At 68.2% G+C, this 22,247-nt stretch carries 16 protein-coding genes and 1 tRNA gene; 6 read left to right on the top strand and 11 right to left on the bottom strand.

Annotated elements, in window-relative coordinates:
• Positions 1 to 235: 235 nt before the first annotated feature.
• The 5 genes from AB0D27_RS23060 to AB0D27_RS23040 are packed head-to-tail and all read left to right on the top strand — an operon-like array spanning position 236 to position 6,375.
• Positions 236 to 1,084: a hypothetical protein gene (locus tag AB0D27_RS23060; RefSeq protein WP_362511774.1), complete on the top strand. Its 849-nt coding sequence runs from the start codon at positions 236 to 238 to the stop codon at positions 1,082 to 1,084.
• The gene (locus tag AB0D27_RS23055; protein WP_362511771.1) at positions 1,081 to 3,213 is read left to right on the top strand and encodes a hypothetical protein; all 2,133 of its coding nucleotides are present in this window, start codon (positions 1,081 to 1,083) and stop codon (positions 3,211 to 3,213) included. The genes AB0D27_RS23060 and AB0D27_RS23055 overlap by 4 nt, the downstream gene beginning before the upstream one ends.
• Positions 3,214 to 3,216: 3 nt before the next feature.
• Positions 3,217 to 4,572, top strand: coding sequence for a PE-PGRS family protein (locus AB0D27_RS23050; protein ID WP_362511768.1), 1,356 nt, complete (start codon positions 3,217 to 3,219; stop codon positions 4,570 to 4,572).
• The gene (locus tag AB0D27_RS23045) at positions 4,569 to 5,078 is read left to right on the top strand and encodes a Pycsar system effector family protein (RefSeq protein WP_362511765.1); all 510 of its coding nucleotides are present in this window, start codon (positions 4,569 to 4,571) and stop codon (positions 5,076 to 5,078) included. The genes AB0D27_RS23050 and AB0D27_RS23045 overlap by 4 nt, the downstream gene beginning before the upstream one ends.
• A 34-nt stretch (positions 5,079 to 5,112) precedes the next feature.
• Positions 5,113 to 6,375 (top strand): M48 family metalloprotease, encoded by a 1,263-nt coding sequence (locus AB0D27_RS23040; RefSeq protein ID WP_362511762.1) that lies wholly within the window; start codon positions 5,113 to 5,115, stop codon positions 6,373 to 6,375.
• A gap of 57 nt (positions 6,376 to 6,432) precedes the next feature.
• On the opposite strand, the gene AB0D27_RS23035 is transcribed toward AB0D27_RS23040, so the two are convergent.
• The 11 genes from AB0D27_RS23035 to AB0D27_RS22985 form a co-directional block, all read right to left on the bottom strand.
• Positions 6,433 to 10,332, bottom strand: a complete 3,900-nt coding sequence (locus AB0D27_RS23035) for a DNA-directed RNA polymerase subunit beta' (RefSeq protein WP_362511759.1) — start codon at positions 10,330 to 10,332, stop codon at positions 6,433 to 6,435.
• 100 nt (positions 10,333 to 10,432) lie between these two features.
• Positions 10,433 to 13,918: a DNA-directed RNA polymerase subunit beta gene (gene rpoB / locus AB0D27_RS23030; RefSeq protein ID WP_362511756.1), complete on the bottom strand. Its 3,486-nt coding sequence runs from the start codon at positions 13,916 to 13,918 to the stop codon at positions 10,433 to 10,435.
• 660 nt (positions 13,919 to 14,578) lie between these two features.
• Positions 14,579 to 14,959: a 50S ribosomal protein L7/L12 gene (gene rplL / locus AB0D27_RS23025; protein WP_266700828.1), complete on the bottom strand. Its 381-nt coding sequence runs from the start codon at positions 14,957 to 14,959 to the stop codon at positions 14,579 to 14,581.
• Between the two features lie 110 nt (positions 14,960 to 15,069).
• Complete coding sequence (gene rplJ, locus AB0D27_RS23020) at positions 15,070 to 15,600, bottom strand: 50S ribosomal protein L10 (protein WP_362511753.1); 531 nt, start codon at positions 15,598 to 15,600, stop codon at positions 15,070 to 15,072.
• A 278-nt stretch (positions 15,601 to 15,878) separates the two neighbouring features.
• Entirely contained in the window at positions 15,879 to 16,754 is an 876-nt protein-coding gene (locus AB0D27_RS23015) for a DUF1396 domain-containing protein (protein ID WP_362511751.1), read from the bottom strand.
• Between the two features lie 78 nt (positions 16,755 to 16,832).
• Positions 16,833 to 17,744, bottom strand: a complete 912-nt coding sequence (locus AB0D27_RS23010; protein WP_362511748.1) for a hypothetical protein — start codon at positions 17,742 to 17,744, stop codon at positions 16,833 to 16,835.
• A 169-nt stretch (positions 17,745 to 17,913) separates the two neighbouring features.
• Positions 17,914 to 18,639: a 50S ribosomal protein L1 gene (gene rplA, locus AB0D27_RS23005; RefSeq protein ID WP_362511745.1), complete on the bottom strand. Its 726-nt coding sequence runs from the start codon at positions 18,637 to 18,639 to the stop codon at positions 17,914 to 17,916.
• Positions 18,640 to 18,715: 76 nt separating this feature from the next.
• Entirely contained in the window at positions 18,716 to 19,150 is a 435-nt protein-coding gene (rplK, locus tag AB0D27_RS23000; RefSeq protein ID WP_030359033.1) for a 50S ribosomal protein L11, read from the bottom strand.
• A gap of 168 nt (positions 19,151 to 19,318) precedes the next feature.
• The gene (gene nusG / locus AB0D27_RS22995) at positions 19,319 to 20,176 is read right to left on the bottom strand and encodes a transcription termination/antitermination protein NusG (RefSeq protein WP_362511741.1); all 858 of its coding nucleotides are present in this window, start codon (positions 20,174 to 20,176) and stop codon (positions 19,319 to 19,321) included.
• 77 nt (positions 20,177 to 20,253) lie between these two features.
• Positions 20,254 to 20,535, bottom strand: a complete 282-nt coding sequence (gene secE / locus AB0D27_RS22990) for a preprotein translocase subunit SecE (protein ID WP_189190363.1) — start codon at positions 20,533 to 20,535, stop codon at positions 20,254 to 20,256.
• Between the two features lie 108 nt (positions 20,536 to 20,643).
• Positions 20,644 to 20,716, bottom strand: a tRNA-Trp gene (locus AB0D27_RS22985).
• A 247-nt stretch (positions 20,717 to 20,963) separates the two neighbouring features.
• Here AB0D27_RS22985 and AB0D27_RS22980 point away from each other — a divergent pair.
• Positions 20,964 to 22,190 (top strand): pyridoxal phosphate-dependent aminotransferase, encoded by a 1,227-nt coding sequence (locus AB0D27_RS22980; protein WP_362511738.1) that lies wholly within the window; start codon positions 20,964 to 20,966, stop codon positions 22,188 to 22,190.
• Positions 22,191 to 22,247 lie beyond the last annotated feature (57 nt).

Genomic DNA, 22,247 nt, shown 5'->3' with positions numbered 1-22,247 from the left:
GTCTGGGGGCGCAGCCCCCAGGGACGGGACGGGAAGGGGCGGAGGGGGCGAGAAACGCCTGCGCAGGCACCCGCGCCGGGTGCCCGTGAAAGCAACGGCCACGTGGGACCTCCGGGACGCCGGAAGCCCTCTGTGCACACGGTCACACTTCGAGTGGGAAATCCGCCCTCACACCCGGCCCGCCGGGAACGACACCCTGCTGAGCAGGCAAGGCGGCCCCCACCGAAAGGCGACCATGACCGACCCCGTGAGCCGGACGATCCTCCTGCTCGACATCGAGAAGTACAGCGACCGGGACGACGTCGAGCAGGCCTACCTGCGCCGCATGCTGTACGACATCACCGACCGCGCACTCGAAAGCGCCGGCATCGACGAGCGGCTCCGGCTCCGCGCGGACCGAGGCGACTCGGTGATGGAGCTGATCGACGCCAACGCCTCCGTCGCCGCCCTGCTGCGCACCCTGCTCACCGAGGTCCCCACCCAGCTCCAGGCCATCAATCGCATGGCGTCCAGCTCCGCCCAGATCCGCTTGCGCGGCGTCGTCGCCACGGGCTACGTCGCCGTGGACAACCTCGACGGCTGGGTCGGCTCGGACCTGAACCACGCCTGCCGGCTCCTGGACGCCAAGCTGCTGCGCGCGGCCCTGCGCGAGCGGCCGAACGACTTCGCGCTGTGCGTCTCGGAGAGCGTGCACGCGGGCATCGTGCGGCACGGCCATCGCGGCATCCCGGCGGACGACTTCCACCCGGTGACGGTGGACAGCAAGAACGGCCCCCTGCGGGCCTGGCTGCACGGCCCCGTCCCGCGGCACGGCACCGACGACCACTGTGAGGAGGGGGGAGCCCCGGCGCCGGGCGGCTCGGGGGAGAGCCCGGCGCCGGGCGCTGACACACCGGCTTCCCCTCCTCCCTCCGGTCCTCCCTGCGGTCCTCCCTCCGGTCCTCCCTCAGGCGTCGTCTTCAACTTCAACGGCGGCTCCCCCAGCTTCGGCGGCAGCGTCGTCGCAGGCGACCAGCACGGCGTGTCCGGCGGCCAGGTCACCGGCGACGTACACCTGGGCGGATCCGGGGGTGAGTCGGCGTGACGATGCCCCCACCCCCGCCCCCCGACGACGTACTGCCGAACGAGCCGCACCCGGCCGCCGAACCGAACCCCGACCACGATCCCGAGGAGCGCACCCAGGAGGCTCGAGCCGCCCAGCGCGAACTCGTCGCGCACACCCCGGGATTCATCCTCAATGAGGCCACGTCCTTCGGCGGCAGCCTGGTGGGCGGCGCCCAGCACGGGGTGTCCGGCGGCGTAGCCCGTGATGTGTTCATGGGCGGCAAGACGGAGCACCACCATTACGGGGCGACGGCCTCGGCGGCGTACGCCTCCGGCGAGATCCCGCGCGAGCGGCTGGACGAACTGGCCGCGACCTTCGTCGAGGGCCCCGCCTTCGCGTCCGCCCTGGCGCGGCTGCGCGAGGAACGCGTCCTGGTACTGGCGGGCGCCCACGCCACCGGCCGCTCCGCCGCCGCGCTCATGCTGCTGCACCGCCTCGGCGTCCCCGCCGTGCACGCCCTCTCCTCGGAGACGAACCCGGCCGCCCTGAGCGCCCAGCTCTCCTCGCCGGGCGGCCATGTCCTGCGCGACCTGCCGCTGAGCCGCAACCGGCCACTGCGGGACAACTACCTGTACGCGGCCCGCGACCAGCTCAAGAAGATCGACGGATATCTCGTGGTGACCGTCGAGAACTCCCCGTTCCTGCTGGGCGTCACGCCGTCCCGCTGGGAGCCGCCGGAGGCGACCGACGTGCTGCGCGCGCACCTGGCCGAGCGGCGCGGCGCGGACATCGACGAACTCCTCGCGCTCGGCCCCGTGCGGCACTTCCTCTCGCGCGGCGCCCACCGGCCCGCGGAAGCCGCCAAGTTCGCCGCCGAAGTGGCCGGTTACGACGGTGGCGAGGAAGCGGCGGCGCGTCTCACGGACTTCGGGCAGGCGGCGGTGGAGCAGCAGTGCCGGGAGTGGCTGAGCGACCCCGAGGCCACCCTGCGCGACAAGGCGTTCCTCATCTCGCTCGCCGTCTTCGACCAGGCCCCGTACGTCCTCGCCGCCGAGCTCGCGGACACGTTGTACGTGCACTTTCAGCGCTTGCAGCATCCCGAACAGCCGCCGGAGATCCCGGTGTTCGGGCTCGCCGCCGAGACCCGGCTCGAGCGGGCGCGGGCCGAGGGGGAGGTGCGGGACGAGGCGACCGAGTGGGGGTCGGTGCCGCAGTACACGGCGTACTTCAAGAGGGAGAACACCCCGCGCGTCCTGCTCACCGAGGTGTGGACGGGCCATCCGTCGGCCCGGCCCGCGCTGGTCGCCTGGCTGAGGGAACTGGCCCGCGACGGCCGCCCGGTCGTCCGCACCCGGGCCGCCGCGGCCACCGCGCTGCTCGCCCGCGCCGACCTGCCGTCGGCGGTCGCGCTGCTGATCGACGGCTGGGCCGTGTCGAAGTCCTTCGGCCCCCGGGTCACCGCCGCGAACGCGCTCACGCTCGCCCAGCTCCTCGACGCGCCCGTCGTCCTGCGCCTGCTCACGCAGTGGTGCACGGACTCCCACTGGGCCCGACGCTGGACCGCGATCCGCGCCTTCGGTCTGCTCACACCGCTGCGCCCGGACCTCGTGGGCCCCGCGCTGAGCGCACTCGCGGCCCGTGCCCGCGTCGACAACAGCACCGCCGCCGAGGCGAACAACCTGATCGAGTCCACAGCCCTGCTGCTGTCCGTGGGCGGCCGGCGCGGCGAGATGCTTTCCGAGCTGGTGCGGCTCCTGCACCACGACACGGCGTCGGTCCGCGCGCTCGCACTGGGCGCGTTCGTCCGCGCCTGCGACAACGCCGAGGAGGGCGCGCTCGTCGAGTGGTACGCCGAGACGGGCATGTACGAGACGGACTCGGCCCGCGACCTCGCCACCCTCTGGCGCACCGCGCTCGGCGACCGCGCGCACACCCGGGGAGCCCTGAACGCCCTGCACACCTGGGTGTACGTGGCCCAGCGCCGCGCGGACGCCGCGCAGGCCCTGGAGCTGCTGCTGCCCGCGCTGATCGTGACGGCGGACGACCACAAGCGGCTCAGCCACGAGCTGCTCAACCTGCGCGCCTCCGACGGCGGACCGCGCCCGCCGATCTCCGACCGGCTGCTCGGCGTACTGATCCCCTCCACCCCAGAGCCATCGAGGAGTTGAACCATGGCGGAGTTCCGCCGTCAGCCGGAGTGGCAGCAGGACGCCGACCGGCACACCGAGTTGATCGACCCGGTGCTCACGGTGCGGCCCATCGCACGCTTCGACTACACCGCCCGCCGGCCGGTCACCGCGATCGACCACGCGCTGGTCTTCGTCACCGCCAAGGGCGCGTACGACGTCTACATGCCGCCGCACCGGCCGAGCCGTTCGGACGCCGCGACACGCCGCTACACCTCGGTGTACGAGGTGGACATGGGCAGCCATCCGGTACAGCTCGACCTGGAACTGCCCAGCGACGACGACGCGTTCTCCTTCGGCGCCACCGCCGATCTGACCTGGCGGGTCGCCGATCCGATCGCGTATGTGGCGAGCGGCGAGCGTGACGTGCCGACGCGGCTGACCCGTGAACTCCACAAGTTCGCCCGGCCGGTGAGCCGCCGCTTCTCCATCGAGGACAGCCCGGCTGCCGAGGGCGCGGTCCAACAGGCCGTGGGAACCGGGGGTTTCGCGGCGGGCGTCGGCCTCGCCGTGACCTGTGTCGTACGGCTTCGGCTGGACGACGAGGCGATCGCGCACCGGCGGCGGCAGCGGAGCCTGCGCTACGAGACGGACATGCTCGACCCCGAGCACGAGTTCCGGCTCCGCCAGGCCCGGCAGCAGCACGAGCTGGAGGTGCTGCGGCAGCAGCAGAACCAGCAGCTGGTGGCCGAGAAGATCAACTTCTACCAGTACTGGCTCCAGCACGGCGGTGTCGCCGCCTGGGCCCTGCATCTGGCCCAGCATCCCGAGGACACCCAGCTGGTCGTCGGCTCCATCCAGAAAGACCAACTCTCCATCATGAAGAGCCAGTTGGAACTGATCGCCGGGGACACGCTGGAGGACTACCAGAAGGCGGAGTCCGCCCGCTCCACGCTGCGCGCCGTCAACGACCTGATTCAGCAGCAGACGCCTCAGCCGGCGGAGAGCCAGGGCGCACTGCCCGCGGGAGCGACGCCCGGACAGCCGTACGTCCCGCCGCAGCCGCCGCATCCCGGCGAGGCTTCGCATCCCGGCCAGGCTCCGTACGCGGGCCAGGCTCCCTACGCGGGCCAGGCTCCTTACGCGGGCCAACCGCCGCATGCCGGCCAGGCTCCGAACACGGGCCAGGCTCCGTATCCCGGCCAGACTCCGTACGCGGGCCAACCGCCGCATGCCGGTCAGACACAGCCGTACGCCGGCCAGACGCCCCCGTACGCCGGTCAGACACCGCCGTACGCCGCCGCAGGCCCCGCTCCGGCCGTTCCCCCGCCCCCCGGCGCGGGCGACCCCTCAGACGCCAGTGTGCCGCCTCAGGGCTCCGCCGAAGCGGGGTCCGTATGACCACCCCGGGCACCCTGACCGGCACCCGCACCGCCGAGCGGCTGCTCGGCGAGTTGCGGGCGGAGATCGCCCGGGCCGACAGCAAGGCGTCCGTCCTGGTGGCGGCGCTCGGGATGACGGCGGGAGTGTTCAGCGGGCTGCTGGCCGGGCGGGACTGGACGCCGGGCGCGCTGTCCGGGGCCGGGACCGCCCTGTGGTGGGCCGGTGCCGCCGCCCTGGCACTCTCCCTGTTCGCGCTGCTCCTCGCCGTACTCCCCCGCTACCGCAACGGCTCCTGGTCCCCCGGCCAGCCGTTGTGCTACTTCGGCGACATCCAACAGGCCGTACGCGAGGGCCAGTTGGCCGAGGCGCTCGCCGACACCGACCGTGACCCGGCCACCGGACTCACGGCGGCACTCGTCGAGACCAGCCGTATCGCCGCCCGCAAGCACCAGTGGATCCGCACCGGACTGATCGCCTTCTGCGTCGGCTCCGCACTGCTGCCCACCGCGCTGCTCATCGGCTGACGTCCCCTTTCCGCATTCCCCGAAGGAGTCCCGCATGACCCAGCCATCGGGCCCGGCGTCCCCCGAGCCCCAGTACCCGGGCGCGGCCCCGCCGCCTCCCGCGTACCCGGGCGCTCCCGCTCCCCCACCGCCTCGCGCGTACCCGGGCGCCTCCGCTCCCCCACCGCAGTATCCGCAGCCGTGTCCACAGCCGCAGTATCCGGCGGCCCCGCCCGCCCACCCCGGCACGGCGGCCCCGCCGTACCCGGGAGCCGCCGCCCCGGCCCCGGGACCCGCCCCGCAGTACGCGGCCCAGCCCCCGGGAGCGGTCCCCTTCGTCCCGCAGCAGCCCGCCACCGCCCCCGATGACCTCCACTACCGTCATCAAGGCTCCCGCGTCCACGTGGCGGCCCATCAGCGGGGGGCCGACGCCACCGCCATAGGCCAACTGGCGACGCAGATCCCGGGCTTCGTGGTGAGCCTCGCCGTGGTCTCCGCGATCGCCCTGCCGTTGTTCGGCACGGTGGTGGGCTGGCTGGTCGTGCTGGCCTGGCTGGCCTCCGGTGCGCTCGTCTTCCACCGGCCCAGCGAACTGCTCTTCGCCCGGCGCGTGCTCAAGCTGCGGGCACCGCTGGCCGAGGAGCGGGCCCGTCTGGAGCCGATCTGGCGCGAGGTCACCGCCCGGGCGGGCATCGAGGCGGACACGTACGCACTGATGGTGGAGAACAGTGACGACCTCAACGCGGTCGCGGTGGCCGGGCACGTCGTCGGCGTCACCACGTACTCGCTCAACCGGATCCCGAGCAGCAACCTCGCCGCCGTACTCGCCCATGAACTGGGCCACCACACCGGCGGTCACGCCTGGGCGGGCCTGCTCGGCTACTGGTACTCGCTGCCCGGCCGGATCGCCTGGGCGCTGACCCGGGGGCTCGCCAGGATCGCGCTGGCCGTCGCCAGTGTCTTCTCCGCGGCCGCGACGGGGATTCTCATCCTCTTCATGGGGGCATTCGTGGTGATGGGCTTCCTCGTCGCCTGGTACATCACCATCCCCCTCGTGATTGCGCCCTACCTGCTCGCCTATGCGGGCCGTCTGGGCGAGCTTCGCGCCGACCAGCAGGCCGCCGCCCTCGGTTTCGCGACCGAGATGGTCCAGGTGCTGCACCACTTCCAGGCCGAGGAGAACGCAGCGAAGGCGTACGCCGCCGCGCAGGGCAAGAAGCTCAAGGAGCCGGGCGGCCTGGCCAAGCTCCTGACGACTCATCCCGACAACATCACCCGCATCCGCGCCCTGGAGCCGTACCTCCAGCTCCCCCGCTGACAAACGCCGAAGGGCGGTCACCCCGAACCCGGGGTGACCGCCCTTCAGTACTACCGCTTACTGGTTGTACGGACCGTAGTCGTAGTCCTCCAGCGGGACGGCCTGGCCGGAGCCCGTGCCGAACGGCGAGTAGTCGATGTCGTCGTAGCCGACGGCCGAGTACATCGCGGCCTTGGCCTCCTCGGTCGGCTCGACCCGGATGTTGCGGTAGCGGGACAGACCCGTACCGGCCGGGATGAGCTTACCGATGATGACGTTCTCCTTGAGGCCGATCAGGGAGTCGGACTTGGCGTTGATCGCCGCGTCCGTCAAAACCCTGGTCGTCTCCTGGAAGGACGCCGCCGACAGCCACGACTCGGTCGCCAGCGAGGCCTTGGTGATACCCATCAGCTGCGGACGGCCGGAGGCCGGGTGGCCACCTTCCTGGACCACACGACGGTTCTCGGTCTCGAACTTCGAACGCTCGACCAGCTCGCCGGGCAGCAGTTCCGCGTCACCCGACTCGATGATCGTCACCCGGCGCAGCATCTGCCGGATGATGATCTCGATGTGCTTGTCGTGGATCGACACACCCTGCGAGTTGTAGACCTTCTGGACCTCGCCGACCAGGTGGACCTGGACGGCACGCTGACCCAGGATGCGCAGCACGTCGTGCGGGTTGGTGGCACCCACGGTGAGCTTCTGGCCCACCTCGACGTGCTCGCCCTCGGACACCAGGAGTCGGGCGCGCTTCGAGATCGGGAACGCCGTCTCGTCGCTGCCGTCGTCCGGGGTGACGACGAGCTTCTTGGTCTTCTCGGTCTCCTCGATCCGCACGCGGCCGGAGGCCTCGGAGATCGGGGCGACACCCTTGGGCGTACGGGCCTCGAAGAGCTCGACGACACGGGGCAGACCCTGGGTGATGTCGTCACCGGCCACACCACCGGTGTGGAAGGTACGCATCGTCAGCTGCGTGCCGGGCTCACCGATGGACTGGGCGGCGATGATGCCGACCGCCTCACCGATGTCGACCAGCTTGCCGGTGGCCAGCGAACGGCCGTAGCACATGGCGCAGGTGCCGACGGCGGACTCGCAGGTCAGGACCGAGCGGGTCTTGACCTCCTCGATGCCGTGCTTGACGAGCTCGTCGATGAGGACGTCGCCGAGGTCGGTGTTGGCCGGGGCCAGCACCTTGCCGTCGACGGTGATGTCCTCGGCCAGCGCACGTGCGTACACGCTGGTCTCGACGTTGTCCGCCTTGCGCAGCACACCGTCCGCGCCGCGCTCCGCGATGTGCAGCTTGAGGCCACGGTCGGTGCCGCAGTCCTCCTCGCGGATGATGACGTCCTGGGAGACGTCGACCAGACGACGGGTGAGGTAACCCGAGTCGGCGGTACGCAGAGCCGTGTCCGCCAGACCCTTACGAGCACCGTGAGTCGAGATGAAGTACTCGAGCACCGACAGGCCTTCACGGAAGGAGGCCTTGATGGGGCGCGGGATCGTCTCGTTCTTGGCGTTCGACACCAGACCACGCATACCGGCGATCTGACGCATCTGCATCATGTTTCCTCGGGCACCCGAGTCAACCATCATGAAGATGGGGTTCGTCTTCGGGAAGTTCGCGTTCATCGCCTCGGCAACCTCGTTGGTCGCCTTGGTCCAGATCGCGATGAGCTCCTGCGTGCGCTCGTCCTTGGTGATCAGACCGCGCTCGTACTGCTTCTGGACCTTCTCGTCCTGCGCCTCGTAGCCCTTGACGATCTCCTTCTTCGCCTCAGGAACGACGATGTCGGAGATGGCCACGGTGACGCCGGAGCGGGTCGCCCAGTAGAAGCCGGAAGCCTTCAGGTTGTCGAGCGTCGCCGCCACGATGACCTTGGGGTAGCGCTCGGCGAGGTCGTTGACGATCTCGGAGAGCTGCTTCTTGCCGACCTCGTAGTCGACGAACGGGTAGTCCTCGGGCAGCAGCTCGTTGAAGAGCGCGCGGCCCAGGGTCGTCTTCAGGCGGAAGGTGTCACCCTGCTGCCACTCCGGCTCGCCCTCCTCGCGGGCCGGCGGGGTCCAGCCGCGCGGCGGGATGGTGCCCACCGGGAAGCGGATGTCCACGCGGGACTGCAGCGAGAGCTCGCCGGAGTCGAACGCCATGATCGCCTCGGCGACGGACGCGAAGGAGCGGTCCTCACCCTTGACGTTACGCAGCTCGCCGTCCGTGGTCAGGAAGAACAGACCGAGGACCATGTCCTGGGTCGGCATCGTGACCGGGCGGCCGTCGGCCGGCTTGAGGATGTTGTTCGAGGACAGCATCAGGATGCGGGCCTCGGCCTGCGCCTCCGCGGAGAGCGGCAGGTGCACGGCCATCTGGTCACCGTCGAAGTCCGCGTTGAACGCGGTGCAGACGAGCGGGTGGATCTGGATGGCCTTGCCCTCGACCAGCTGCGGCTCGAAGGCCTGGATGCCGAGGCGGTGCAGCGTGGGCGCACGGTTCAGCAGAACCGGGTGCTCAGCGATGACCTCTTCCAGGACGTCGTACACGACCGTGCGGCCCCGCTCGACCATCCGCTTGGCGCTCTTGATGTTCTGCGCGTGGTTCAGGTCGACCAGACGCTTCATCACGAACGGCTTGAAGAGCTCCAGCGCCATGGCCTTGGGCAGACCACACTGGTGCAGCTTCAGCTGCGGACCGACGACGATCACGGAACGCGCGGAGTAGTCCACACGCTTACCGAGAAGGTTCTGACGGAAGCGGCCCTGCTTGCCCTTGAGCATGTCGGACAGCGACTTCAGCGGACGGTTGCCGGGGCCCGTGACCGGGCGACCACGACGGCCGTTGTCGAAGAGCGCGTCGACGGCCTCCTGAAGCATGCGCTTCTCGTTGTTCACGATGATCTCGGGCGCGCCGAGGTCAAGGAGTCGCTTGAGGCGGTTGTTGCGGTTGATCACGCGGCGGTACAGGTCGTTCAGGTCGGAGGTCGCGAAGCGGCCACCGTCCAGCTGCACCATCGGACGCAGGTCCGGCGGGATGACCGGCACGCAGTCCAGCACCATGCCCTTGGGGCTGTTGCTGGTCTGCAGGAACGCGGAGACGACCTTCAGGCGCTTGAGCGCACGGGTCTTCTTCTGGCCCTTGCCGGTGCGGATGATCTCGCGGAGGCGCTCGGCCTCCTCCTCCAGGTCGAAGGACTCCAGGCGCTTCTGCAGCGCCGCGGCACCCATCGAACCGTCGAAGTACGTGCCGAAGCGGTCACGCAGCTCGCGGTAGAGCAGCTCGTCACCCTCGAGGTCCTGGACCTTGAGGTTCTTGAAGCGGGTCCACACCTCGTCGAGACGGTCGATCTCGCGCTGCGCACGGTCACGCAGCTGCTTCATCTCACGCTCGGCACCTTCGCGCACCTTGCGGCGTACGTCGGCCTTGGCGCCCTCGGCCTCGAGCTCGGCCAGGTCGGTCTCGAGCTTCTTGGCGCGGGCCTCGAGGTCGGCGTCGCGACGGTTCTCGACCTGCTGACGCTCGACGGAGACGTGCGCCTCCAGCGAGGGCAGGTCGCGGGTGCGGCGCTCCTCGTCGACGTACGTGATCATGTACGCCGCGAAGTAGATGACCTTCTCGAGGTCCTTCGGGGCGAGGTCGAGCAGGTAGCCGAGGCGCGACGGAACGCCCTTGAAGTACCAGATGTGGGTGACGGGAGCGGCCAGCTCGATGTGGCCCATCCGCTCACGACGCACCTTGGCGCGAGTGACCTCGACGCCGCAGCGCTCACAGATGATGCCCTTGAACCGGACACGCTTGTACTTGCCGCAGTAGCACTCCCAGTCCCGGGTCGGACCGAAGATCTTCTCGCAGAAGAGTCCGTCCTTTTCGGGCTTGAGGGTGCGGTAGTTGATGGTCTCTGGCTTCTTGACCTCGCCGTGGCTCCACTGACGGATGTCGTCAGCGGTGGCCAGACCGATCCGGAGCTCATCGAAGAAGTTGACGTCGAGCACTATGCGTCAATCCCTCTCAGGGTTGTAAGTCATGGGGTCTGAAACGGGGGTCCTGGGGCCGGCCGGGGGCTCATTGCTGAGCCCCCGTACCGGACTCCCGTCAGACCTCTTCGACGCTGCTCGGCTCGCGCCGGGACAGGTCGATGCCAAGCTCCTCCGCCGCGCGGAAGACGTCCTCGTCGGTGTCGCGCATCTCGATGGACATGCCGTCCGAGGACAGCACCTCCACGTTGAGGCACAGGGACTGCATCTCCTTGATGAGCACCTTGAAGGACTCGGGGATGCCGGGCTCGGGGATGTTCTCGCCCTTGACGATGGCCTCGTAGACCTTCACGCGGCCGGTGACGTCGTCGGACTTGATGGTCAGCAGCTCCTGGAGGGCGTACGCGGCGCCATAAGCCTCAAGCGCCCACACCTCCATCTCTCCGAAGCGCTGGCCACCGAACTGGGCCTTACCACCCAGCGGCTGCTGGGTGATCATCGAGTACGGACCGGTCGACCGGGCGTGCAGCTTGTCGTCGACCAGGTGGTGGAGCTTGAGGATGTACATGTAGCCGACCGAGATCGGCTCCGGGAACGGCTCGCCGGAGCGGCCGTCGAACATCCTCGCCTTGCCGGACGGGAGCACCATGCGCTCGCCGTCGCGGTTCGGGATCGTGTGCTGGAGCAGACCCGCGAGCTCGTCCTCACGCGCACCGTCGAAGACGGGGGTGGCGACGTTGGTGCCCGGGGCGACCTGGTCGGCACCGATGGACTGCAGGCGCTGCGCCCAGTCCTCGCCGAGCCCGGAGACGTCCCAGCCGCGGCTGGCGAGCCAGCCGAGGTGGATCTCCAGGACCTGTCCCGGGTTCATTCGGGACGGGACACCGAGGGGGTTGAGGATGATGTCGACCGGGGTGCCGTCCTCCAGGAACGGCATGTCCTCGATCGGCAGGATCTTGGAGATAACACCCTTGTTGCCGTGACGACCGGCGAGCTTGTCACCGTCCGTGATCTTGCGCTTCTGCGCCACGTAGACACGAACCAGCTGGTTCACGCCCGGCGGCAGCTCGTCGCCCTCTTCACGGTCGAAGACGCGGACGCCGATGACCTTGCCGATCTCACCGTGCGGCACCTTCAGCGAGGTGTCGCGCACTTCGCGCGCCTTCTCGCCGAAGATCGCGCGGAGCAGGCGCTCCTCCGGGGTCAGCTCGGTCTCACCCTTGGGCGTGACCTTGCCGACCAGGATGTCGCCGGCGACGACCTCGGCACCGATACGGATGATGCCGCGCTCGTCGAGGTCGGCGAGGACCTCCTCGGAGACGTTCGGGATGTCCCGGGTGATCTCCTCGGGGCCGAGCTTGGTGTCACGGGCGTCGACCTCGTGCTCCTCGATGTGGATCGAGGAGAGGACGTCGTCCTGCACGAGGCGCTGCGACAGGATGATCGCGTCCTCGTAGTTGTGACCCTCCCACGGCATGAACGCCACGAGCAGGTTCTTGCCGAGCGCCATCTCGCCGTTCTCGGTCGCCGGACCGTCGGCCAGAACCTGACCGGCGATGACCCGGGAACCCTCGTCCACGACAACCTTCTGGTTGACGGACGTGCCCTGGTTGGAGCGGGAGAACTTCGCGAGGCGGTACGTGGTGTACGTACCGTCGTCGTTGGCGGTGGTGATGTAGTCCGCGGAGACCTCCTGGACCACACCGTCCTTCTCCGACTTCAGGACGTCACCGGCGTCGACCGCGCAGCGGTACTCCATGCCGGTGCCGACCAGCGGCGCCTCGGACTTGATGAGCGGCACGGCCTGACGCATCATGTTCGCGCCCATGAGGGCACGGTTGGCGTCGTCGTGCTCGAGGAACGGGATCATGGCGGTCGCGACCGACACCATCTGGCGCGGCGAGACGTCCATGTAGTCGACGTCGTCCCCGGGGACATAGTCGACCTCGCCGCCACGACGGCGCACCAGCACGCGGGACTCCTCGAAGTGGAAGTCCTCGGTGAGCGGCGCGTTGGCCTGCGCGATGACGAACCGGTCCTCTTCGTCGGCCGTGAGGTAGTCGACCTCGTCGGTGACGACACCGTCGGTGACGCGGCGGTACGGCGTCTCGACGAAACCGAACGCGTTGACCCGGCCGTAGGAGGCGAGCGAGCCGATCAGACCGATGTTCGGGCCTTCAGGGGTCTCGATCGGGCACATGCGGCCGTAGTGCGACGGGTGCACGTCACGGACCTCGAAGCCGGCCCGCTCACGGGAGAGACCACCCGGGCCAAGCGCCGACAGACGGCGCTTGTGGGTGAGACCCGACAGCGGGTTGTTCTGGTCCATGAACTGCGAGAGCTGGCTGGTGCCGAAGAACTCCTTGATGGAGGCGACGACCGGCCGGATGTTGATCAGGGTCTGCGGCGTGATCGCCTCGACGTCCTGGGTCGTCATGCGCTCACGCACGACGCGCTCCATACGAGCCAGACCCGTGCGGACCTGGTTCTGGATGAGCTCGCCGACGTTGCGCAGACGACGGTTGCCGAAGTGGTCGATGTCGTCGGTCTCGACGACGATCGAGGTGCCGCTGTCGCCAACGGTCTCGGTCTCACCGGCGTGCAGCTTCACCAGGTACTTGATCGTCGAGATGATGTCCTCGACGGTCAGGATCCCGGCGTCCAGCGGGGCTTCGCCGCCCAGCTTCTTGTTGACCTTGTAGCGGCCGACCTTCGCGAGGTCGTAGCGCTTCGGGTTGAAGTAGAGGTTCTCGAGCAGCGTCTGCGCGGCCTCACGGGTCGGGGGCTCGCCCGGACGCAGCTTGCGGTAGATGTCGAGCAGCGCGTCGTCCTGGCCCTGGGTGTGGTCCTTCTCCAGGGTGGCGCGCATGGACTCGTACTCGCCGAACTCCTCGAGGATCTGCTCGGTGGTCCAACCGAGAGCCTTCAGGAGAACGGTGACGGACTGCTTGCGCTTGCGGTCGATGCGGACACCGACCATGTCGCGCTTGTCGATCTCCATCTCCAGCCAGGCACCCCGGGACGGGATGACCTTCGCGGAGAAGATGTCCTTGTCGGACGTCTTGTCGATCGAGGAGTCGAAGTAGACGCCCGGCGAGCGGACGAGCTGCGACACCACGACACGCTCGGTGCCGTTGATGACGAAGGTGCCCTTGTTGGTCATGAGCGGGAAGTCGCCCATGAAGACCGTCTGGGACTTGATCTCGCCGGTCTCGTTGTTGGTGAACTCAGCCGTGACGAAGAGCGGCGCGGAGTACGTGAAGTCCCGCTCCTTGCACTCGTCGATGGAGTTCTTCGGCGGCTCGAAACGGTGGTCGCGGAAGGTCAGCGACATCGACCCGGAGAAGTCCTCGATCGGAGAGATCTCCTCGAAGATCTCCTCCAGACCGGACTTGGTGGGGACGTCCTGTCCACTGTCCAGAGCCGCCTCGACACGAGCCTTCCACGCGGCATTGCCGAGCAGCCAGTCGAAGCTCTCGGTCTGCAGCGCAAGAAGGTTCGGAACCTCGAGGGGCTCCTTGATCTTTGCAAAGGAGATGCGCAGCGGGGCGGTGCTGGCGCCGTTGTTCGTATTCGCGGTCGAGGCAGTGCGCGAGGCGGCCAAGAGGGGGTCCTTCCGAGGGCTCGGACTCACTACGCGCGTACCGGTCCCATGTCGGACACCGCGACGGGGCGTTCCTCATCCAGCCCAAGAAGGCCAGGTCGGAATGGTCCAATCGTCGATGCTCTAGCACGGGGATGCCCCTGGTGACGGGCAGGAGGCAGCTAACAGGCAGCGCAAAGGGTCAGTGTAGCCACTTGGCCCACTGATGTCCAGTCCCGGTTTTTGAGACCCTCGTTGTTCTCAACACCTGCGGCAAGCCACGCCCTCAATGCACATCGATACTGCCCTCTTCGCCGTCGATCCATGCCTCGGATCCGGATCGTTGTGACGACGCGTCCTGAGAATTGCGCGCTGCGTGCGGTTCGTCAAGGCCCCCCATGCCCAAAGCGAGTGCCGCGATCGTCACGTGCAGCCCGTCTTGCAACCCGTCTTGCAGCCCGTCACGGACCGGGCGGAGGCACAACGAAGATCACCATACTCGCCGCGACCGACAGCGCAAGGCAGCCGCTACGACGACCCCTGGGAACGCCGAAGAGCGACCACCCAGATGGATGATCGCTCTTCAGTGCGTCCGCGTTACAGAGCTGCTTCCAGCCCCGTTACAGAGCTACTCGTAGCCCCGTATCAGCTCGCGTGAGCCCGTGCCGGACCCGTGAGGTGTTACTTGACCTCGACGGAGGCGCCGGCGCCCTTGAGGGACTCGGCAGCCTTCTCGGCGGCCTCCTTGGCGACCTTCTCGAGGACCGGCTTCGGAGCGCCGTCGACGAGGTCCTTGGCCTCCTTCAGACCCAGCGAGGTCAGCTCACGCACGACCTTGATGACCTGGATCTTCTTCTCGCCGGCACCCGTGAGGATGACGTCGAACTCGTCCTGCTCGGCCTCGGCCTCGGCCGGGGCAGCGGCGGCGGCGGGGCCGACGGCGACCGCGGCGGCGGCGGTGACGTCGAACTTCTCCTCGAAGGCCTTCACGAACTCGGCGAGCTCGATGAGGGTGAGGTTCTCGAACTGCGCGAGCAGCTCTTCCTGGGACAGCTTCGCCATGATGGCGTCCTTCCACTAATTCGGCAGGTGCCGGTATGTACTGGTGAGGCGGGCGTACGTTCGGCCCGCTACGACCGTCGCCTCAGGCGGCGGTCAATGCGCGAGCCGAATTACTCGGCACCGCCCTGCTCGGCCAGCTTGACGCGAAGCGCTTCCGCAGTGCGGACGAACTTCGACGGCAGCGCCTGGAAGAGCGAGGCAGCCTGAGACTGCTTGCCCTTGAAGGCACCCGCCAGCTTGGCGAGCAGAACCTCGCGGGACTCGAGGTCCGCAAGCTTCTTGATCTCGTCGGCGGACAGCGCCTTACCGTCAAGGACACCGCCCTTGATGACGAGGTTCGGGTTGTCCTTGGCGAAGTCACGAAGACCCTTCGCGGACACCACCGGGTCACCGGAGATGAACGCGACCGCCGTCGGACCGTTGAACAGGTCGTCGAGCGTGGAGATCCCGGCCTCGTTGGCCGCAATCTTGGTCAGCGTGTTCTTCACCACGGCGTACTGGGCGTCTTCACCGAGCGAACGACGCAGCGTCTTGAGCTGCGCCACGGTGAGACCCCGGTACTCGGTCAGCACAGCGGCGTTCGAGCTGCGGAACTGGTCCGCGAGCTCGGCTACCGCGGCAGCCTTGTCGGGCCTTGCCATAGAGCGTGGCCTCCTTCCGGGTGATGAGGACCGCTCGGAAGGGGCCGACAAAACAAAACGCCCCGGCGCAGGCGCACGGGGCGTAGCTCGACCTGAGGTCTTGGACAGATCTCCGGGAGCACATCCACGATCACCTGCGCGGGTCGTCCGCAGTCTCAGCGGATCCTTCGGCCACCGCGTCCTCTTGCGAGCACACGGCAACGACCAGCGGTCTTTGGCTTCTGTGGAAGAGTACGTGAACGGTCGCGCGTCAAGCAAATCGGCTCCGGACCCCCGGGTCAGCCCTGGGCGTCCTTCATCGCCCGGGCCAGATCAACGGTGTCCTTGGCGGCCGGGGCGTTGATCGTCACGGGCTTGTTGTGGTCGAGGAAGGTCATGGTCACGTCCAACGTGCCCTTGTCCGCGGCGGCTCGGACCCGGAACTGCTTCGTGCGGTCGTCCGGGCCGATCCAGAGATCCATCGTGAGCGCGTCGGCGCCCATGTCCTCGTACTGCTTGAGGCTCTTCTCGCGCCTCTCCCGCGTCGCCTTGTCCTTGGTCCTCAGCTCCGCGCGGATGGCGGCGAGGGTGACCGTGCCCTGGTAGTGGGTGGTGCGGACGCCGTCGACCTTCTCGCTGCCGACCTTCTTCACGTCCTTGGAGCCGGTCAGGAAACCGGCTTCCTGGGCCGGGTTCTTGTCGGCCTGGTCGCGCATCTTGGTGGTGTCGAGTTTCAGGCCGCCCGGGGTGCGGCTGTGCGCGGACACATCGAACTTCATCCAGTGCTTGCCGCCCATGTTCTTGGCGACTTCCTCGCCCCCGCCCATGTACAGCGCTCCGCCGACCAGCCGCGTCTGCACGACCTCGCCCTTGTCGGGGCCGTCAAGCACGACCGTCTTCATGGTCATGGCCAGCGGCTTCACGGTCAGCGCCGCCTCGGCGCTGACCCGGCCCTGCTCCGGGATCCGGCCCGACATGCGATAGCGCAGCGAGGTGATGTCGTCCGCGTTCCTCGCCGCCTTGGCGACGGCCGCCGCGGGCGTCATGCCCGGCGACTGCCTCGCGTCGCCCTTCGTACAGGCGACGCCGCATCCTCCGACGACCAGCGCGGCGAGCACGCCCGCCACCGCGCGCCGGGCGCCCGCGCGCACAGCGAACTCCACGATTCCCCCCAAGGAACAAATGGTCGATTCACAGCAAAGCCGCGAGCGTATCCCAGGGGGTTCAGGTGGTCTTCCGAATTCCTGTGGGGCTCAAGAGGTGGTGCCGCCCGCGCCCTGGGCCTTCAGCAGGTCCTTGAAGTCGGCGGTGTCGCTCGCCGGGGGCTCCTGGGCGGAGACCTTCACCCCGTAGTCGCTGTAGTACGCCGTCGAGGACATCGTGCCGGTCGACAGCTCGCCCTTCTCTGCCTTCTTGACCAGCAGGTCGTCGCCGTTGACCCAGATGTCGATCTGCTCGGTGCTGACGCCGGCCGCCGTGAGCTGCTTCTTCAGGTCGGTCAGCTGACTCGCGGACAGGTTGGAGGACTTGGTCGCCAGGTCGGCGACGTCGACGGTGCCGGAGTAGTGCGTGGTCTGCTCGCCGCGCACGCTCTCCTCGCCGACCTTCCTGACATCGCCGGAGGCCAGCAGGAGCTTCACCGACTGGTTCGGCGTGGTGTTCTGCATCTGGTCCTTGAGATACGCGCCCGAGCTGCCGCCGAGCTTCGCCAGGTCGTCGTACGCGTACCTGATCCAGTGCTTGCCGCCGGCCTGCTCGGCGAACGTGTCGCTCATCTTCGCGTAGTAGGCGTCGGGCAGATAGCGGGCCTGCATGGACGTGCTGCCGGTCTTGCGCATGGTGTCGGCCATCGTGCCGCCGGTGTACGTGATCGTCATGGTGCCGGTGAGGCCGTCGGCCCAGCCCATGACGCCGTCCGCCTTCATGGACATCATCGCGCCCATGGTGGTCGTGGACTCGACCTTGGCGGAGTCGGCGCTGTCGGTGGACTTCTCGGCGGAGCGCAGGGCGGCTATGGGGCTGACCTGCGTCGTGCCCTTGTGCACCGCCTTGTCGCCCTTGCCCGAGCCCCCGGAGGAGCCCGCGGAGCTACAGGCGGCCACGCCCGTCAGCGCGGTCGTCAGCGCGATCGAAAGGGTCACGCGGCGCACGGTCGTGCTCTTCATTCGTCCCCACCCCTATGCGAATTCTGTGATCTGCACGCTAGCGCAGCCCACTGACACTCGTATTCGGATTTGCCGTCCGCAGATGGGGACGGGCCCCGCACCTCGAAAGGTTGCGGGGCCCGTATCAAAAACGCGTACGCGACGCGGCCTGCACGGTGAGCGGGAGGGCTCAGACGGCGGCCGGGTCCTCCTCGACGAGGAGGTTGCGGGTGCGGTTCGAGTCGACCGGAATGCCAGGGCCGATCGTGGTGCTGATCGTGGCCTTCTTGATGTAGCGACCCTTGGCGGCCGACGGCTTCAGACGAAGGATCTCGTCCAGCGCGGCGCCGTAGTTCTCCACCAGCTGGGAGTCGTCGAAGGACGCCTTGCCGATGATGAAGTGCAGGTTCGAGTGCTTGTCGACGCGGAACTCGATCTTGCCGCCCTTGATCTCGGTCACGGCCTTGGCCACGTCCGGGGTCACGGTGCCCGTCTTCGGGTTCGGCATCAGACCACGCGGGCCGAGGACACGGCCCAGGCGGCCGACCTTGCCCATGAGGTCCGGGGTGGCGACGACGGCGTCGAAGTCCAGACGACCCTTCGCCACCTCGTCGATGAGCTCGTCGGAGCCGACGATGTCGGCGCCCGCGGCAGTCGCGGCCTCGGCACGGTCACCGGTCGCGAAGACCAGGACCCGGGCGGTCTTACCGGTGCCGTGCGGGAGGTTCACGGTGCCACGGACCATCTGGTCGGCCTTGCGCGGGTCGACACCCAGACGGAAGGCGACCTCGACGGTGCCGTCGAACTTGGACGTGGAGGTCTCCTTGGCGAGACGGACGGCCTCGAGCGGGGCGTAGAGCTTGTCCCGGTCGATCTTGGCGTCCGCAGCGCGGAGAGACTTGCTGCGCTTGCTCACTACTGCTCCTGATGTGTTCTGAGGAGTCGTGGTGCGGGCCGAGCAGGCCCTGCCACGGGTGTCCTGAAGGTGGGTGTCAGCCCTCGACCGTGATGCCCATGGAACGGGCGGTGCCGGCGATGATCTTCGACGCGGCGTCCAGGTCGTTGGCGTTGAGGTCGGGCATCTTGGTGGTGGCGATCTCGCGGACCTGCGCCTGGGTGATCTTGGCGACCTTGGTCTTGTGCGGCTCGCCGGAGCCCTTCTCGACACCTGCGGCCTTGAGGATCATCTTGGCGGCCGGCGGGGTCTTGGTGATGAAGGTGAAGGAACGGTCCTCGTAGACCGTGATCTCCACCGGGATGACCCAACCGCGCTGCGACTCGGTCGCGGCGTTGTAGGCCTTGCAGAACTCCATGATGTTGACGCCGTGCTGGCCCAGCGCGGGGCCGACCGGCGGAGCCGGGTTCGCGGCGCCGGCCTGGATCTGGAGCTTGATAAGCCCCGTGACCTTCTTCTTCTTGGGAGGCATGTGCTCTCTCCGGGTCCTAGTGAGAGTTTTCAGCTTCCGTCCGGATCATCCGGATGGAGGCATACCGCACAACGATAACGGGTATCCATGCGCGGCCAAAAACCGAGCAGGTCAGACCGGCTGCGAGAGCCCGTCTGACCTGTTCGGAAGACGTACGTCCAGAGAGTGCTAGTTCTTCTGGATCTGGTCGAAGGAGAGCTCGACCGGGGTCTCGCGGCCGAAGATCTCGACGAGGCCCTTGACCTTCTTCGAGTCGGCGTTGATCTCGTTGATGGTCGCCTGGAGGGTGGCGAAGGGGCCGTCGGTGACGGTGACCGAGTCGCCGACCTCGAAGTCCAGCACCTGGACCTCGACCTTGCGCTGCGGGGCAGGCTTGCCCTCGGCCTCGGCGGCCTCACGGGCGGCCTTCTCCTCGGCCTCCGGGGCGAGCATCTTGACGATCTCGTCCAGGGTCAGCGGGTACGGGTCGTAGGCGTTGCCCACGAAGCCGGTGACGCCGGGGGTGTTGCGGACGACACCCCAGGACTCGTTCGTCAGGTCCATGCGGACCAGGACGTAGCCCGGGAGCTTGTTCTGCTTGATCGTCTTGCGCTCGCCGTTCTTGATCTGCGCGACCTCTTCCTGCGGCACCTCGGCCTGGAAGATGAAGTCCTCGACGTTCAGCGAGACGGCGCGCTGCTCGAGGTTGGTCTTCACGCGGTTCTCGTAACCGGCGTACGTGTGGATGACGTACCACTCGCCGGGGAGGGTACGGAGCTCCTCGCGCAGGGCGGTGACGGGATCGACGGGCTCGGCCTCTTCTTCGGCCTCGGGCTCGTCAGCGAGGGCCTCGGCGGGAACGTCCTCGTCCTCGACGTCCTCACCGGACTCGTCCTCGACGTGCAGGGCCGCTTCCTCGGCGGGCTCGCCGGCGGCGTCGTCGGCAGCCTCAACCTCGTCCTCGACGTCCGCGCCCTCGACGATGTCGAGTTCGTCGTCAACGGACTCGACCGACTCGATGGCGTCGTTCAGGTTCGGGTCAGACACGGTGGCTGCTTCTTCCTGGATACATGGGGGTGGAACACGCGAAAGGGGCGCCGGTGACGGCGCCCTTCGCTCTCGGCTCAGCCGAAGACGTACTTGGCGGCGTGGTTGAGCCCATAGTCAATCACGGTCACCAGGGCGATCATGATGACGACGAAGACAATCACCACTGTGGTGTACGTCGTCAGCTGATTGCGAGTCGGCCAGACGACCTTGCGGAGTTCCGCGACGATCTGGCGATAGAAGGTGGCGAGGCGCTTCAGCGGGCCCTTCTTGGCACGCTTGCCGCCCTTGCGAGCCTTCTTCTTGGACTCCGGCGCCTCGGCATCAGGCATGTCGATGGAGCCCACGGCGTCCGTCACTCGTCCTCACCTGATTCCGGGTCGTGGCCGTGCCGCGCCCGGCTGAGCCGCACGGCGATGCATTGCAGTACGTACATGCGCACACATCCTGGCGAAAGGTGTGTGTAGCAGGGCCGGAGGGACTTGAACCCCCAACCGCTGGTTTTGGAGACCAGTGCTCTACCAATTGAGCTACGACCCTTTGATTTCCCCCAACGTACCGCATCCGCCCGGGTGCTCGTTGTGCACCGGGTGGGCACGGCCGGCGAAGGCCAACGAGGTGAGAGTGTACGTGCTCCGGGGCCGGTCGTCGAACAGAAAGTGTCCGTACGGGCCTCCTCCACCGAAGATCGACTGGTGAGGCGTCCGGATCCGGACGGATGTTCTGCTGTGTTCAGTCCGTGAAACCCGCGTGCCAGGGGCGTTTCCAGTCTGAAACGATGGGTCCCATGAGCGCTGCAATCCCTCCCACCGAGCGCCGGGTCTCCGCCCGAGTCGGCGCGATCTCCGAGTCCGCCACCCTCGCCGTGGACGCCAAGGCCAAGGCCCTCAAGGCCGCCGGGCGTCCGGTGATCGGCTTCGGCGCCGGTGAGCCCGACTTCCCGACCCCGGACTACATCGTCCAGGCCGCCATCAAGGCCTGCGCGAACCCGAAGTACCACCGCTACACGCCGGCCGGCGGTCTGCCCGAGCTGAAGGCCGCGATCGCCGCGAAGACCCTGCGCGACTCGGGTTACGAGGTGGACCCGTCGCAGATCCTCGTGACCAACGGCGGCAAGCAGGCGATCTACGAGGCCTTCGCCGCCATCCTCGACCCGGGCGACGAGGTGATCGTCCCGGCGCCGTTCTGGACCACGTACCCCGAGTCGATCGGTCTCGCCGGCGGTGTCCCGGTCGAGGTGGTCGCGGACGAGACCACCGGCTACCGGGTCTCCGTGGAGCAGCTGGAGGCGGCCCGCACCGAGAAGACCAAGGTCGTCCTCTTCGTCTCGCCGTCCAACCCGACCGGCGCGGTCTACACCGAGGCCGACACCGAGGCCATCGGCCGCTGGGCCGTCGAACACGGCCTGTGGGTGCTGACCGACGAGATCTACGAGCACCTGGTCTACGGGGACGCGGTCTCCGTCTCGCTGCCGGCCCTCCTGCCCGAGCTGCGCGACAAGTGCATCGTGGTCAACGGCGTGGCCAAGACCTACGCCATGACCGGCTGGCGGGTGGGCTGGATCGTCGGCCCGAAGGACGTCGTCAAGGCCGCGACCAACCTCCAGTCGCACGCCACGTCGAACGTCTCGAACGTGGCTCAGGTCGCCGCGCTCGCCGCCGTCTCGGGCGACCTCGAGGCCGTCGCCGCGATGCGCGAGGCCTTCGACCGCCGCCGCAAGACCATCGTGCGCATGCTGAACGAGATCGACGGCGTGCTCTGCCCCGAGCCCGAGGGCGCCTTCTACGCGTACCCCTCGGTGAAGGCCCTGATCGGCAAGGAGATCCGCGGCAAGCGCCCCCAGGACACGGTGGAGCTGGCCGCGCTCATCCTGGAGGAGGTCGAGGTCGCGGTCGTCCCGGGCGAGGCCTTCGGCACGCCGGGTTACCTGCGCCTGTCGTATGCCCTCGGTGACGAGGACCTCGTCGAGGGTGTCTCCCGGATCCAGAAGCTGCTCTCCGAAGCACGCGACTGAGATTCCGCGCTCCACGCGCGCGTGCGGGTCGGGCGGTTACTCACGTGAGTAACCGCC

It is taken from the genome of Streptomyces sp. NPDC048415 (assembly GCF_040651675.1).
Lineage (GTDB): Bacteria > Actinomycetota > Actinomycetes > Streptomycetales > Streptomycetaceae > Streptomyces.
Note: the sequence above shows the minus strand (reverse complement) of the source record. Positions and strands in the feature narration are given on the sequence as shown.

Coding starts and splice junctions, on each gene's coding strand:
- AB0D27_RS23060 (WP_362511774.1), top strand. CDS start 236: ATGACCGACCCCGTGAGCCGGACGATCCTCCTGCTCGACATCGAGAAG.
- AB0D27_RS23050 (WP_362511768.1), top strand. CDS start 3,217: ATGGCGGAGTTCCGCCGTCAGCCGGAGTGGCAGCAGGACGCCGACCGG.
- AB0D27_RS23045 (WP_362511765.1), top strand. CDS start 4,569: ATGACCACCCCGGGCACCCTGACCGGCACCCGCACCGCCGAGCGGCTG.
- AB0D27_RS23040 (WP_362511762.1), top strand. CDS start 5,113: ATGACCCAGCCATCGGGCCCGGCGTCCCCCGAGCCCCAGTACCCGGGC.
- rplL (WP_266700828.1), bottom strand. CDS start 14,959: ATGGCGAAGCTGTCCCAGGAAGAGCTGCTCGCGCAGTTCGAGAACCTC.
- rplJ (WP_362511753.1), bottom strand. CDS start 15,600: ATGGCAAGGCCCGACAAGGCTGCCGCGGTAGCCGAGCTCGCGGACCAG.
- AB0D27_RS23010 (WP_362511748.1), bottom strand. CDS start 17,744: ATGAAGAGCACGACCGTGCGCCGCGTGACCCTTTCGATCGCGCTGACG.
- rplK (WP_030359033.1), bottom strand. CDS start 19,150: ATGCCTCCCAAGAAGAAGAAGGTCACGGGGCTTATCAAGCTCCAGATC.
- AB0D27_RS22980 (WP_362511738.1), top strand. CDS start 20,964: ATGAGCGCTGCAATCCCTCCCACCGAGCGCCGGGTCTCCGCCCGAGTC.